This window comes from Rhodococcus marinonascens NBRC 14363 (assembly GCF_001894885.1).
GTDB classification, from domain to species: domain Bacteria; phylum Actinomycetota; class Actinomycetes; order Mycobacteriales; family Mycobacteriaceae; genus Rhodococcus_F; species Rhodococcus_F marinonascens.
This window is the reverse complement of record NZ_BCXB01000055.1, coordinates 1-13,225: the sequence shown is the minus strand read 5'-3', so window position 1 is coordinate 13,225 and position 13,225 is coordinate 1. Positions and strand designations below refer to the sequence as shown.

General features: G+C 64.6%; 12 protein-coding genes. 7 read left to right on the top strand and 5 right to left on the bottom strand.

The window, feature by feature from the left end:
* The 4 genes from RM2_RS21675 to RM2_RS21660 form a co-directional block, all read left to right on the top strand.
* Nucleotides 1-341, top strand: a 341-nt coding sequence (locus tag RM2_RS21675; protein ID WP_072691568.1) for an SdpI family protein, incomplete at its 5' end; no start/stop codon positions are given.
* 18 nt (nt 342-359) lie between these two features.
* The gene (locus tag RM2_RS21670) at nt 360-1,352 is read left to right on the top strand and encodes a DUF1648 domain-containing protein (RefSeq protein WP_072691566.1); all 993 of its coding nucleotides are present in this window, start codon (nt 360-362) and stop codon (nt 1,350-1,352) included.
* Nucleotides 1,353-1,595: 243 nt separating this feature from the next.
* Nucleotides 1,596-1,931, top strand: a complete 336-nt coding sequence (locus tag RM2_RS21665) for an Rv1352/Rv1906c domain-containing protein (RefSeq protein WP_072691565.1) — start codon at nt 1,596-1,598, stop codon at nt 1,929-1,931.
* A 199-nt stretch (nt 1,932-2,130) separates the two neighbouring features.
* Entirely contained in the window at nt 2,131-3,126 is a 996-nt protein-coding gene (locus RM2_RS21660; RefSeq protein ID WP_072691564.1) for a bile acid:sodium symporter family protein, read from the top strand.
* A gap of 288 nt (nt 3,127-3,414) precedes the next feature.
* On the opposite strand, the gene RM2_RS21655 is transcribed toward RM2_RS21660, so the two are convergent.
* Both RM2_RS21655 and RM2_RS21650 read right to left on the bottom strand, forming a co-directional pair.
* Nucleotides 3,415-4,020 carry a YqgE/AlgH family protein gene (locus tag RM2_RS21655; protein WP_072691567.1) on the bottom strand — a complete coding sequence of 202 codons (606 nt, stop codon included), beginning with the start codon at nt 4,018-4,020 and terminating at the stop codon, nt 3,415-3,417.
* A gap of 89 nt (nt 4,021-4,109) precedes the next feature.
* Nucleotides 4,110-4,808, bottom strand: a complete 699-nt coding sequence (locus RM2_RS21650; protein ID WP_072691563.1) for a TetR/AcrR family transcriptional regulator — start codon at nt 4,806-4,808, stop codon at nt 4,110-4,112.
* A gap of 163 nt (nt 4,809-4,971) precedes the next feature.
* Between RM2_RS21650 and RM2_RS21645 the strand changes: the two genes are divergently transcribed.
* The 3 genes from RM2_RS21645 (at nt 4,972) to RM2_RS21635 (ending at nt 8,919) form a co-directional block, all read left to right on the top strand.
* The gene (locus tag RM2_RS21645; RefSeq protein ID WP_072691562.1) at nt 4,972-5,919 is read left to right on the top strand and encodes an NAD-dependent epimerase/dehydratase family protein; all 948 of its coding nucleotides are present in this window, start codon (nt 4,972-4,974) and stop codon (nt 5,917-5,919) included.
* 10 nt (nt 5,920-5,929) lie between these two features.
* A complete protein-coding gene (locus tag RM2_RS21640) occupies nt 5,930-7,228 on the top strand; it encodes an MFS transporter (RefSeq protein ID WP_072691561.1) in 1,299 nt (432 codons plus the stop codon).
* Between the two features lie 164 nt (nt 7,229-7,392).
* Nucleotides 7,393-8,919 carry a glycoside hydrolase family 183 protein gene (locus tag RM2_RS21635; protein ID WP_072691560.1) on the top strand — a complete coding sequence of 509 codons (1,527 nt, stop codon included), beginning with the start codon at nt 7,393-7,395 and terminating at the stop codon, nt 8,917-8,919.
* A gap of 119 nt (nt 8,920-9,038) precedes the next feature.
* On the opposite strand, the gene RM2_RS21630 is transcribed toward RM2_RS21635, so the two are convergent.
* The 3 genes from RM2_RS21630 to RM2_RS21620 all read right to left on the bottom strand — a co-directional run.
* Nucleotides 9,039-10,139, bottom strand: a complete 1,101-nt coding sequence (locus RM2_RS21630) for a beta-propeller fold lactonase family protein (protein WP_139277881.1) — start codon at nt 10,137-10,139, stop codon at nt 9,039-9,041.
* A 523-nt stretch (nt 10,140-10,662) separates the two neighbouring features.
* Nucleotides 10,663-11,772 (bottom strand): choice-of-anchor I domain-containing protein, encoded by a 1,110-nt coding sequence (locus tag RM2_RS21625; protein WP_139277880.1) that lies wholly within the window; start codon nt 11,770-11,772, stop codon nt 10,663-10,665.
* A 515-nt stretch (nt 11,773-12,287) separates the two neighbouring features.
* The coding region (locus RM2_RS21620; protein ID WP_169846791.1) for a YVTN family beta-propeller repeat protein at nt 12,288-13,225 on the bottom strand (938 nt) is incomplete at its 5' end.

The following is a 13,225-nucleotide window of genomic DNA, read 5'->3' as shown; positions in this document are numbered from 1 at the left end:
CAGGTCTGACGGAGCGCCTCCCGCGCAACCGTTGGGCGGGTGTCCGCACCTCCGAGACGATGCGCGACGACCAATCCTTTGCGCTGGCCAACAAGGTCGCCGGCCCCACACTGCTCGGAGCTGCGGGACTCCTCGCGATCGGCGGAATCGGCGGAATCCTGATCGGCGGAGCCGTCGGAATCGGCGCCCTCCTGGTCAGCGTCGTTGCCGCCGCGCTCACGGCGGCGACGGGCGGAACCCTCGGTACGCGCGCCGCCGCGGCAGTGCCCGCCCCCGACACCGATGCCTGCGGCAGTTCCTGCGGTGCCTGCTCATTGAAGGGCGCCTGCCAGCCGTCCTGATCGGCTGACGGTGACTCCTTGAACTTCACACGCGTCGTCGACCCGGCGGGCGCGCTTTTCGGTCTCCTCCTTCCGGTCGTCGCGGCGCTGTCCGGCATTCTTCTGACGAAGACCTGGGAACCGCGCTTGCCCGCGGAGATCTCGACCTACTGGACCACCACCTCGCCGAATGGCTTCGCCACCCCGACGTCCAGTGCATGGACGTTCGCCTTGATGACGGTTCTGTTCGGTGGCGGATGTTCCGCGATCTCGGCACTCGCCCCGGCGATGCTCATGATGCGGCGCATGATGCTCGTCGTCGGACTGTCCGTAGTCGGTCTGATCCTGACGGTGCAGGTGGTGATGCTGAGCATCCAACTCGATGTCTTCGATCCCACAGACACCGAACTCCCGCTGTGGCCCCTCGGCCTCGGCGTCGTACTCGGTGCCGCTGTTGGGGTGACCGGCGCCGCAGTGTTACGCGACTACCGTCGCCGGGTGTCCGCCACGCACCCACCCGACCCCCGATTGCCGCGAGCCACCACCCCGGGCGCGGTCGCCGACACGGTGGGTTTCGGAACCGTCGGCTCGTTGGTGTTGCTCGCTCTGCTGGGAATCGCCCCGGCCATCGCCGTGAGTCTGCTGGTGGACGGATGGTGGCCGGCGGCCGTGTTCGTTCCACTCGGACTGCTGATCGTGAGCCGAGTGCGATTCCAGGTGGTGGTCGATCAGTCCGGCATCAGGGTCGTGAACATGGGCATGACCGCACTCCGATACGGCATCGACGAAATCGAGGGCGCGCGCGTCGACCTGATCAAGCCGTTCGACGACTTCGGCGGTTGGGGATTCGCGGTGAAGGGTCCTCGGAACTTCGGTGTCGTGACGAAGACCGGATCGGCCGTGATCGTCACGACGGCGTGCGGCGATCGGTTGACGGTCACGAGCGCCCGCGCCGAGGAAATGGCCGGGTTCCTGAACTCTTTCGCCGACAGTCGTTTCCGGCATGATCATGACCGAACCGGGAACCCGTAGCCGGACATCCGGTCGCGTCGAACGCGTATTCCGCGGCGGCGGAGTGTATCCACACCGGAATTGGCGCAGGTCACCCATTGAACATGACGGCGATCACAAAGCCTCAGAAATTTCGCGCGGAATTTCAACCACGCGCGGGCGGCGTGCTGATGTACCCCCCCCCCTCCCTTGATCGGCGCCCATCGGGCACCGCGGTTAATGGGCGCCCATCGGGCACCGCGACAACGAACGGGACGGAGTGGCATGCGTAAGACAGGAATCGGAATTGCCGCAGTGACATCGCTGGCACTACTGACGGGTGGGATCGCCCACGCGCAGGACGCGGAGGTTCCCACCATCCCTGCCGGCGATGGTCAGTACACCGTCGGCACCGGTGACGGCGAGATCGCACCCGGCATCTACCACACCGTCGGCGGTGAGGGATGCAACTGGACGCGAATCGGCGCCGATGAAGCCGAACTCGCCAAGGGTGAAACGCCAACGTCCGACGTGGCGGCAGCAGTGATCATCGAGGCCACCTTCACAACGGCAGGCGACTGCGGAGAGTGGACGATGGTCGCAGAGGTTCCGACCCCGTAGAGCTTTTCCAGGGAGGCCGTGGGCGGGTGGATAGTCACCCGCCCACCGCCTCACGCTCTCTCGGCCAGGCTCGCCGGGCGCCCGCTGTCTGAACTCGCCGTTCCGAGTGGCGTCCGGCAATCCCTGAGCGTCCGCTACCGCACCCTCGGGGCCGGATAGCTCTATACCCCCGCTGCCGCTTCGCTCTATTCTGGGCACGGTGAGGTTCCTCAGCCGCTTCTACATCGATGGATTCATCCTGGGAATCCTCGGCTCGGCGATCCTGGGGAGCATCTTTCCCGCTTCCGGCACCGGCCAGACGATCCTCGACTGGGCCACCCGGATCGCAATCGGAATACTGTTCCTGCTGTACGGCGTGCGTTTGTCGCCAACGGAGGCACTGCAGGGATTGAAGCACTGGCGGCTTCATTCCGTCGTGTTGGCCGCGACCTTCCTGCTCTTCCCGCTGATCGGCCTCGCGCTTCGCGTGCTGGTTCCGGGAGTACTCAGCCAAGATCTCTACACCGGCATCCTCTACCTGTGCCTGGTTCCGTCGACGGTCCAAACGTCGATCGCGTTCACATCCCTCGCGAAGGGCAACGTGGCCGGCGCGATCGTGAGCGCATCGTTGTCCAACCTCATCGGGGTATTCGTGACACCAGCCCTGGTGATCCTGCTGATGAGCACCGGCGGCGGCACTGGCGTCGGCTTCACGTCAATCCTCAACATCGTGCTGCAGTTGCTGGTGCCCTTCTTCGCCGGACAACTGCTCAGGCCGTTCGTCATCGACTGGTTGCAGAAGTACCGCGAGCCCACCAAATTCGTCGACCGCGGCTCGATCTTCCTCGTTGTCTTCTCGGCATTCAGCGCAAGCATGAGCGAAGGCATCTGGCACACCGTTTCCGTCGCGCAGGTGATCGCTGTCGTGGTGGTGTGCGCCCTACTCCTCGCGGCAGTTCTGGCGATCACGGCCCTTGCCGGCCGCACGCTGGGATTCAGCCCTCCCGACCGGATAGTCATCGTCTTTTGCGGTTCGAAGAAGAGCCTCGCGGCGGGACTCGCGATGGCCAGCGTCCTGTTCGCCGGGCAACCGGTAGGCCTGCTCGTGCTTCCGCTAATGATTTTCCACCAGATTCAGCTGATCGTATGTGCCGCAATCGCGCAGAGGTACGCCAGGCGGAATCTCGACGAGTCGCATTCGGCCGCGCGGCGATAGACTCGGAACGGCCCGAGGTGATGCTACGTCGCTGTGAGTTCCGCTTCTACAGGAGCTGAACGATTTCCTGCCGCCGATTCCGCGCTTACGTCGGTGGCTGGCCGCGGAGATCGGGGTGCGGTTCGTGGTGGATTCTCAGGCGGCGTAAGGCAATTCCCGACGAGGTCGTTGCAGTCGATGATCAGCGTGTGCCGGACCCCGGACGACCCTCCTCCTCACCTGTCGGCATCCGCTTGATGTTGATACGACCCGTCCCCTACAGCACGGGGATGTAGCGGGATGTGTCGGCTAATTTCGCTCGACGTCGATCGGGTGGGTGGCGAGGAGGGCGAGGGGTAGCGGCTGACGACGGAGCACCTGCGCCCACACGTCGATGCGTGCCGGCGCGACGACGTCCGCCGCGAGCGCCGAAACCACGATCCAGTCCTCGCGATGCAGTTCGGAGTCGAGCTGACCGTCGGTCCAGCCCGAGTAGCCGGCGAAGATCCGGACCCCCTCCACGAGCGGCGCAATGACCGCGGGATTGGAATCGAGATCCACCATCACCACGCGACCGTGCACGCGGCGCAGCCCCGCGACATCAGCGGTCTGTGCGCCCGTGCGCAGCGTCGCCAGGCACAGCGCCGCGGCACGCTTGACCGGGCCTCCCACGAACAGCGCGGCCGGAGGTGCGGCGAGCGCAGACCACTGTGGCAGTACGTCGTGCACCGCCGTTTCACTGGGACGGTTGATGACCACGCCAAGGCTGCCGGCGTCATTGTGCTCGATCACATAGATCACTGTGCGACGGAATGCGGGTTCGCCGAGATCTGTGGACGAGACCAACAGGCTACCGGGACGGACCACCGGTTCCGTCGACGCCGTTCGGTCCTCTGGTTCTTCTCCATGCGCCACCCGAACATCATCCCACCGACGCGGGGCAGATGTGATGGAGGACGCGGCCCGGATGAAGGGGAATACGGGCCGCGTCCGGTTCGCGTCCATCACGCAACAGAAAGCCCCGCTGTCTCCGCCAGCACCGCGAGGTGGTGCTCGAACAACGCGGCGGGCGTGGTGAACGTGTCGCTGCCGTATTGCCCGAAGACCTCGAAGTTCACCGCCCCGAACAGGGCCGACCAGACCAGCACCCCCCGGGCAAGCAAGTGGTCGGGTATAGCGAACCCGATTTCGCGGCGGATGCCGTCGAGATCCGCGGCCAGTTCGTCCTCGATCGGGGTCACCACGTTTGCGGCGAGCTTGCCCGTCGCATAGGCGTCGACAAAAATGCCGACGAGAGCGCGGGTCACCCGCGTCCCGGGGGTGGTGGTCTGCTCGCCTGGTGCGCTATAGCCGGGAACCGGGCTGCCGAACAGCAACCCGTAGCGGGCCGGCTCGCGCAACGCCCACTCGCGTACCGCACGACCGAGCGCGAGGAATCGCTCGCGCGGATTTTCCGTGGACGCCACTGCCGCCTCCACCTCGTCACCGAGTTCGTTATACCCGTCCACGACGAGCAACGTGAGCAACTCGTCGCGACTCTTGACGTACCGGTACACCGCAGACGACACCACGCCGAGGTCCCGCGCGACGGCCCGCAGCGACAGAGCCGCAGCACCGACCGCAGCCAGATGCTCACGGCCGATGCGGGTTATGTCTTGCAGTGTCTGCTCCCGGGCGCGCTCCCGCGGGGTTGTTCCTGGCATACCTCCAGGGTCGCAATTTTGGAGAGCAGTGTCAACAAAAGAGATCGATGTTAACAAAAGAGATCACTGCTCTTGACTATGGGCGCAGCGGGGTGCATCCTGAATCAGGAGAGCAGTGCTCTCTAATTGTCCTGAAGGTAACTCACACATCGGGGAGCATGAGATGTCGAATATCGAGATCGTCACCGGAGCAGGACCTGTAGGTTGGGCCGTTGCTTCGCAACTCGCGGAACAGGGTCGACGAGTGCGTGTGCTCACCCGCTCCGGAAGCGGGCCGGATCATCCCCTGATCGAGCGCAGGAAGGTGGACGTCTCCGACGCCGCATCACTGAGCGAGGCGCTCGACGGGGCCATCGCGGTCTACCACTGCATCCATGCCGCCTACAACGCCGAGGCCTGGGAACGCGAGTTGCCCGCGGCCGAACGGACCGTGCTCGAGTCCGCCGGGCAGGTCGGGGCCGTCGTGGTCTTTCCCGAGAGTCTCTACTCCTACGACGCCTCCCGGCAGCCGATGACCGAACGCACCCCGCGAACCGCCGACACCGGCAAGCGCGGCAAGCGCGGCATTCGGACCCTGCTTCTGCAGGCCCGCGCCGCGTCCTCGACACCCACCGTGAGCGTGGTCGCGTCCGACTTCTTCGGGCCTCGGGTCCTCAACGCACACGCCGGCGAGCGCATGGTTCCCGTCATCCTCGCCGGCAAGACGATGCGGGTGCTCGGTTCCGCAGACCAATCCCACTCGTTCACCTACGTACCGGACCTGGCCGCTGCCATGATCACCGCCGCACACGACCCCGCAGTGTGGAACTCGGTCCTGCATGCGCCGACGGTCCCGGCTGTGTCACAGCGACAGATGGTTGCGGCCTTCGCCGAGGCCGCCGGCGTCCGGACGCCGAAGGTGAGCGGGCTGCCCGGTTGGGTGATTCGCGGCGTGGGTCTCGCTCACCGCGACATCCGTGAACTCGCGGAGACGATGTACCAATTCGAGGAGCCCTTCGTCATGGACTCCATGGAGAGCGAGGCCAGACTCGATCTGCGCCCGACACCGCTCGCCCAGGCCGCCGAGGAAACCGTCAATTGGTGGCAGGCCCGGGCCAGCACCGCCGGATAGGGTCTAGTGAATGGCGGAAAAGCTCGGGAATCGACATCGGGCGTGGCGCCGAGTCGCGTACACGCTGCGACGGTCACCCGGGTTGGCCCGTCTCGCTACGGTGCGCTTCGCCAGCCAGTTCGGGGACGGCATGTTCCAGACCGCGCTCGGCGGCGCGATCCTCTTCAATCCCGAGCGTGAGACGGATCCCCTCGCGATCGCCGCCGGCTTTGCTGTCCTGCTTCTCCCGTACTCGGTGATCGGACCCTACGCGGGCGCGCTCCTCGACCGCTGGGATCGACGAAGTGTGCTGCTGTGGGCGAATGTGTTGCGGGGACTGCTGATCCTGGCAACCGCGGTCCTGCTGGGGACCGGGACCAGCGACTCCGCGCTCCTCCTGCTCGCGCTCGCGGCCATCGGGGTGAGCCGTTTCGTGCTCGCGGGCGCGTCGGCCGCATTACCTCGAGTGGTGCATCGGTCCTGGCTGGTCGCGACTAATTCGGTGCTCGCGACCACAGGTTCCGTCGTCGCGTCGCTCGGGGCCGCGACCGCCGTGGCCATCATCGGCCTCCTGGGTTCGGACAACCGCGGGACGGGAATCGCCGTCGCGGCGGCCGCATGCGGATCCGCGGTGGGGGCACTTGCGGCCTCCCGCTTCCACCATCGACTGCTCGGCCCACACGCGGACGAGAAGCACGGGTCCGGAGCCGTCCGCGCCGTCGCTGCCGGACTACGCACCGGGTCTTTGGCCGTGTGGCATTCGCCCGGCGTCACCACAGCAATGATCGGAATCGGCACGCACCGCATCGTCTTCGGCATCAACACGTTGATCATGGTGCTGGTGCTGCGCGACACGGCCACCGCCAGCGCACTGCCGGGCGGACTCGCCGGTTTCGGCGTCGCCGTCGGTGCGACCGCGGCGGGCATGCTCCTGGCGGCAATCTCGACGCCGTTCCTGATTCCGCGTATCGGACGGTCCCACACCATCATCGGGGGCCTGATTCTCGCCATCGTCGTGCAGGTGACCTTGGTCGCGACGCTCACCCAGGTGTCGCTGCTGTTCGGCGCGCTACTCCTTGGCTTTGCGGGGCAGTCCATCAAGCTCACCGGGGACGCGGCAATGCAGATCGAGATCGAGGACGACCGCCGGGGACAGGTTTTCGCCCTTCAGGACACCGTATTCAACGTAGCCTTCGTCGCCGCCATCGCGGCGGCGTCCCTCGTGGTCGCCCCGGACGGCCAATCACTCGGACTGGTGCTTACCGGTGGCGCGTTTTATGGCCTCGGACTGGTCGGCGTCCTGCTCAACTCACGGCGCGAAACAGCCTGATACTAGCCGACCCCGCACCGTGATCGGATCGCGACCTCACTGGCTGGCGTGTGCCCCCCGAGCCTCGAGACCGGCTGGTATCTTCGACCCTGATCTTGCAGGTCGGCCCAGTTCACTCCGACGACCGATACGGAAGGTTTCTCGTGGTCGAGAAGTCATGGTCTATGCCCGCAGTACCGCTGTCTGCCGCCGCCGTCATGGTGGCAGCCATTGGGTTCTCAGCTGCTCCGGCCGCAGCGGACACCACGCCGTGGCTACCGGTCAACTCCTGCGGTGAGACCGGGTTCAACCCCGCCAAGGAGCCACCGGGCCCGGGCGGCCCGCTGATTCCGCCGACCATCAGCATCCCGATCCCGTACCTCGACTTCCAACTGGTGCCGGTCCCAGGCCCCTCTCCCGAGCCGCCGACGCGGGTTGCACAGGATCTTCCCGCAGACCCCTGTGCGGACCCGTGCCCCGACCTCACCGACAAGGTCCAAGAACCGCAGCCCGAGCCTGATTCGTCCGGCTCTGCCGGTTCGGGTTCGCTCGGCTCCGCTGGATCATCCGGCTCCGCCGGTTCCGGTTCGCTGCTCCCGAAGATCGAATTCGACCCACGCCCGAAGACCATTCCGATTCCCTACCCCGGCGGCTCCGGCCCCGCACCGCAACCCGCACCGCCGATTGAAGTCAATCCGGCCGAAAGTGATTCCCTCACAGCAATGCCGGGGACGCCGGATGTCGACGATGTTCGGTTGGTTTCGCAGCTGACCGGCCACGGTTCCGAGAACCGGACCGACAAACGCTGGCAAGTAGACGGCACCGACCTCGGCATCATGTGGGAGAGCAAGCCCGGTGAGGTGGCGATCGCCTTCGGCGACACCTTCGGCAAGGATTGGAACCCGCCTGGTGCCAACGGTCAGGATTGGCGCAGCAACATTCTCGGCCACAGCACCGACACCGATCTGTCCGACGGCATGACCATCGACAGCATGGTCCAAGACAGCCGCTGTCACGCCGCCGAGATCATCGACGCCAGGCACATCGACAACTTCGAGACGACAACCATCCCCACCTCGGGTTTCGCGATCGGCGACCGCCAGTACCTGAGCTACATGTCGGTCAAGCGGTGGAGCATCATTCCGGGTATGTGGTACACGAACTACGGCGGAATGGCGTACTCCGACGATGACGGGCAAACCTGGACCAAAGACCAGCACGCCAAGTGGGAGAACATCTTCGGCGCACGGTTCCAGGTGTCCGCGATGATTCCGCAGGGCGACTACGTATACATGTTCGGCACCCCCAACGGACGGATCGGCACCATCGGCCTCGCCCGGGTTCCGGTCGATCAGGTACTCAACACCACGTCATACCAGTACTGGTCCGACGGCACGTGGACCCCGGTGGAAGACAATCTTGTCCCGCCGATCGTCGAGGGTATCTCCAGCGAAGTGTCGGTCCGATACGACGCCACCACGCAGATGTGGCAGATGACCTATCTCGACCCGATCGGGGGATCGATCATCCTGCGGCAATCCGCGAGCCCTCAGGGTGTGTGGTCAGACGCCGCGGAGCTTGTGAACACCGCCGACTACCCGAAGGCGTACGGCGGCTTCATGCATCCGTGGTCCACGGACAAGGATCTCTACTTCACCATCTCGGAATGGGACAGCTACAACGTCTACCTGATGCACGCATCCCTGAACTAAACTCCCCAAGAACACTTTTCGACGCACCGAATAGCGTCGCCACCCTGACTGTCAGGGTGGCGACGCTATTCGGTTTCACAGCAGCTGTCAGCCGACAGAGCTACGCGAGCCGGTGCCCGTTATGACCCGAAGTCGAAGCAGGCCGATCCGGTACATCCACCGCCCGGCTCTCCACCGCCAGGCGTTTCACCAGACAATTCGATCACGGACACAGAATTGTCGTCGACGTTCGCTACGTAGGCGAGGGACCCATCCGGGGAGACCGCTATCCCGTCCGGGGATTCTCCGACGGAAACAGTGTCGATCACTGTGTTACTGGCGGTTGCAATCACCGACACCGAATCGTCATCCATGTTGGTGATGTAGGCGAGGGATCCGTCCGGGGAGACCGCCGCACCGCGGGGGTGGGGGACCGAGATGGTGTCGATCACCGCGTTGCTGGCGGCGTCGATCACCGACACCGAGTTTTGATCGTATGTGGCGACATAGATTCGAGAACCATCCGGGGTCACTGCGATGCCTCGGGATTCGCCCCCGACGGCGATGGTGTCGATCACCGTGTTGCTGGCGGTGTCGATCACGAACATCGACTCGCCGCTAGCGGTGACGTAGGTACGGGATCCGTCCGGGCTGAACGCCACCCTCCTCGAGAACACCCCGATCGGGACGGGGTCGATCATCATGTTCCTGGTGGTGTCGAACACCTGCACCGAATTGTCATTGACCTTGGTGATGTAGACGCGGGACCCGTCCGGGGTGACCGCCACATTTTGAGGGTTGCCTCCGCCTGGGACGAGGACGTTTTGGACCACAATGTTGGTGGGGGCGTCGATCACCGACAGCGAACGGCTATTAGCGTTGGCGACGAAGACGTGGGCCCCGTCCGGGCTGACCGCCACACCTAGGGGGGTCGCTTCGACGGTGATGGTGTCGATCACCGTGTCGCTGGCCGTGTCGATCACCGACACCGACTTGCTAGAAGTGTTGGCGACGTAGGCGTAGGCCCCGTCTGGAGTGACCGCCACATGGCGAGGCCTGTTTTCGACGGAGACGGTGTCGATCACCGTGTTATCGGAAGAAGCGGTATCCGCCACCGCAGTCGCCGCCCCCGCTCCGGCCATACCGAGCATCATCGCAGCAGTAGTCGTCAACCCGAACAACAAACGCGGGAAGCTCCCCCGGACCGGGCGCTTGCCGCGCAAACTACCGTCTCGATCCACGTACGCATCCTCTCTCAATGGAACAACGAGGCTGTCCCGAATTTCGTGTGGACCCCGTCGAATTCTTGTTGCACGATAGGTGTCTCGGGCCTCAGCCAAGACACCCCGACGGGGAATGCCGTGAAGAGTAGCCGCAAGTCCCCCTCAGCGCTAGGGCGGGTTCACTTGTGATACCCCTCGGCCGATTCCAACCCGATTCACGCAGCTTCACCGGAAGTCCGATTCCTTCGGTTCGTCCGAATTCTCCTGTTTCTCAGGATTTTCCGGTTCGGGGTTCGCTGCTCGCGGAGCTCGAACTCGATCCTCGACCCCAACCATTCCGATTCCCTATCCAGGCGGCCACATGCCGCAACCCGAACCGCCGGCGCGAGAAGTCTGGACCGAAAGTGATTCCCTCACAGCAATTCACCATCTCGCGAGCGGGACGGCTACAACATCTGCCGATACGCGCATCACTGAAGTGACGTCCCCACGTACATGTTTCGACGCACCGAATGGCGGCGCCATTCGGTTTCACAACCCGTTACGACCCGAAGCCGAAGCAGGCCGATCCGGTACATCCACCGCCTGGCTGTTCACCGCCCGGCTGTTCACCGCCCGGCTGTCCAATGGCCAGTTCGATCACGGACATCGAACCGTCCTGATTGTTCACTACGTAGGCGCGGGACCCGTCCGGGGTGATCGCCGCAGCAGTTGGGTTTTGTCCGACGGAGACGGTGTCGATCACCGTGTCGCTGGCGGTATCGATCACCGACACCGAATTGTCAGAAGCATTGGTGACGTAGGCGCGGAACCCGTCCGGGGAGACACCCACCCAAATCGGCCTTTTTCCGACGGTGATGGTGTCGATCACCGTGTCGCTGACGGTGTCGATCACTACCACCGAACCGTTTTGAGCGGCGACGTAGGCGCGGGACCCATCCGGACTGACCGCCACCCCCTTCGGCGGCGACCCGATCGGGACGGTGCCGGTCACCGTGTTGCTGGCGGTGTCGATCACCACCACCGACCTGTCAGCACTGGTGACGTAGGCGCGGGACCCGTCGGGGGAGAACGCCACCGCTTGGGGGCTGTCTCCGACGGAGACGGTGTCGAACATCACGTGGCTGGGGGTGTCGATCACCGACACCGTCTTGCCAGCAGCACTGGTGACGTAGGCGCGGGACCCATCCGGGGAGAACGCCACCTGCGACGGGCTCTTCCCGAGAGTGATGGTGTCGATCACCGTGTCGCTGTCGGTGTCAATCACCGACACCGAATTGTCAGAAACATTGGTGACGTAGGCGCGGGACCCGTCCGGGGAGACCGCCACCGACGACGGCCTGCTTCCAACGGTGATGGTGTCGATCACCGTGTCGCTGACGGCGTCGATCACCGACACCGACTCGTCAGCGTAGTGGGTGACGTAGGCGCGGAACCCGTCCGGGGAGAACGCCACCGACGACGGAGCGCGCCCGACCGCGACAGTGTCGATCACCGTGTCACCGGAAGAAGCGGTATCCGCCACCGCAGTCGCCGCCCCCGCTCCGGCCATACCGAGCATCATCGCAGCAGTAGTCGTCAACCCGAACAACAAACGCGGGAAGCTCCCCCGGACCGGGCGCTTGCCGCGCAAACTACCGTCTCGATCCACGTACGCATCCTCTCTCAATGGAACAACGAGGCTGTCCCGAATCTCGTGTGGACCCCGTCGAATTCTTGTTGCAAGATAAGGTGTCTCGGACCACAGCCAAGACACCCCGACGGGGAATGCCGTGAAGAGTAGCCGCAAGTCCCCCTCAGCGCTAGGGCGGGTTCACTTGTGATACCCCGGAAGTCCGGTTCCTTCGGTTCGTCCGGATTATCCTGTTTCTCAGGATTTTCCGGTTCGGGGTTCGCTGCTCGCGGAGCTCGAACTCGATCCTCGACCCCAACCATTCCGATTCCCTATCCAGGCGGCCACATGCCGCAACCCGAACCGCCGGCGCGAGAAGTCTGGACCGAAAGTGATTCCCTCACAGCAATTCACCATCTCGCGAGCGGGACGGCTACAACATCTGCCGATACGCGCATCACTGAAGTGACGTCCCCACGTACATGTTTCGACGCACCGAATGGCGCCGCCACCCTGACGGTCAGGGTGGCGGCGCCATTCGGTTTCACAACCCGCTACGACCCGAAGCCGAAGCAGGCCGATCCGGTACATCCACCGCCTGGCTGTTCACCGCCCGGCTGTTCACCGCCCGGCTGTTCACCGCCCGGCTGTTCACCGCCCGGCTGTCCAACGGCCAGTTCGATCACGGACACTGAATCGTCTTGACTGTTCACTACGTAGGCGCGCGCGATGAACGGAGCAACTGCCACACCTTCCGGGAATTTTCCGACGCGAACGGTGTCGATCACCGTGTCGCTGGCGGTGTCGATCACCGACACCGAATTGTCGAAGAGAGTGGTGGCGTAGACGTGGGACCCGTCCGGGGAGACCGCCACACCTTCAGGCAAGCCTTGGACTGAGACGTTGTCGATCACCGTGTCGCTGGCGGTGTCGATCACCACCACCGAATTGCTGTTGGCGGTGACGTAGGCGCGGGACCCGTCCGGAGTGACCGCCACCCTAATCGGCGCCGACCCGGTCGGTATGGTGTCGATCACCGTGTCGCTGGCGGTGTCGATCACCACCACCGTCTTGTCACCATTATTGGCGACGTAGACGCGGGATCCGTCCGGGGAGAATGCCATACCTAGGGGACTGCCGGCGACCGAGACGGTGTCGATCACCGTGTTACTGTCGGCGTCGATCACCGACACCGACTCGCCAAGAGTATTGGCGACGTAGACGCGGGACCCGTCCGGGGAGACCGCCACCGATCTCGGCCCGTTTCCGACGGGGACGGTGTCGATCACCGTGTCGCTGCCGGCGTCGATCACCGACACCGACTTGTCGTAATAGTTGGTGACGTAAGCGCGGGACCCGTCCGGAGAGAACGCCACCGACGACGGCCTGTTTCCGACGCGAACGGTGCCGATCACCGTGTTACTGTCGGCGTCGATCACCGACACCGACTTGTCGTAATAGTTGGTGACGTAAGCGCGGGACCCGTCCGGAG